This is a genomic window from Methylocystis silviterrae (assembly GCF_013350005.1).
GTDB lineage: Bacteria > Pseudomonadota > Alphaproteobacteria > Rhizobiales > Beijerinckiaceae > Methylocystis > Methylocystis silviterrae.
Window position 1 is genome coordinate 1 of sequence record NZ_JABVWW010000055.1, and the last position, 1,312, is coordinate 1,312.

Here is a 1,312-nt window from a genome sequence, read left to right on the forward strand (position 1 = left end):
TGATGAACATTACGATGATTGGCTCTGGTTATGTAGGTCTGGTCTCGGGCGCCTGTTTCGCCGACTTCGGCCATAACGTCATTTGCGTTGATGCGGACGCGAGCAAGATCGAGCGCCTGAAGGCGGGCGGAATTCCGATCTTCGAACCCGGCCTAGACGAACTCGTCGCCAATAATGTTGAACAGAAGCGCCTCTCCTTCACCACCGAACTCGAACCGGCGGTCAAAGGCGCCGACGCGGTGTTCATCGCGGTCGGCACGCCGTCGCGGCGCGGCGACGGCCATGCGGATTTGTCCTTCGTCTACGCCGCCGCACAGACCATCGCCAAGGCGCTCGAGGGATTCACGGTCATCGTCAATAAATCGACCGTTCCCGTCGGCACCGGCGACGAGGTCGAGCGCATCATGCGCGAAGTCAATCCGGACGCCGATTTCACCGTCGTTTCCAATCCTGAATTCTTGCGCGAAGGCGCCGCGATCGAGGATTTCAAACGCCCCGACCGCGTCGTCATCGGCGTCGAAGATCCGCGCGCGCGAGAAGTGATGGAGGAAATCTATCGTCCGCTGTCGCTCAACGCGCCGCCGCTGGTCTTCGTCGGGCGCCGCACGTCGGAGCTCACCAAATACGCGGCGAACGCTTTTCTGGCGACGAAGATCACCTTCATCAACGAGATCGCCGATCTGTGCGAAAAGGTCGGCGCCGACGTGCAGGAGGTCGCACGCGGCATCGGCCTCGACAAGCGCATCGGCGGGAAATTCCTGCATGCCGGGCCGGGCTATGGCGGCTCCTGCTTTCCCAAGGATACGCTGGCGCTGATCAAGACCGGACAGGACGAAGGCGCGGCGCTGCGCATCGTCGAAACGGTCGTCGCGGTGAACGACGCGCGCAAGCGGGCGATGGCGCGCAAGGTGATCAACGCGCTCGGCGGCTCGGTGCGCGGCAAGAAGATCGCGCTCCTGGGATTGGCCTTCAAGCCCAACACCGACGACATGCGCGACGCGCCTTCGCTCGCCATCGTCGCTTCGCTCGCCGGCGACGGGGCGCAGGTGCATGCTTATGACCCCGAGAGCATGGCGCAGGCGCGTCCGCTGATGCCGGAGGTCACCTTCCACGACAACGCCTATTCGGCGCTGGAAGGCGCCGACGCGCTCGCCATCGTCACCGAATGGGACGCTTTTCGCGCGCTTGATCTCGATCGGGTCAGGGGTCTCTTGAAGCAGCCGATCATCGTCGACCTGCGCAACGTCTATCGCCCCGGCGACGTGCGCAAGCGCGGCTTCACCTATGTGAGCGTCGGACGGACGTGAGAGGA

The 1,312-nt window shown here is 63.6% G+C and carries 1 protein-coding gene; it reads left to right on the forward strand.

Annotated features, from left to right (window positions below; all coding sequences use genetic code 11):
- The first annotated feature begins 2 nt into the window (after nt 1-2).
- On the forward strand, nt 3-1,307 hold the full coding sequence (locus HUN39_RS18915; protein WP_175095975.1) for a UDP-glucose dehydrogenase family protein: 1,305 nt from the start codon (nt 3-5) through the stop codon (nt 1,305-1,307).
- Nucleotides 1,308-1,312: the final 5 nt, after the last annotated feature.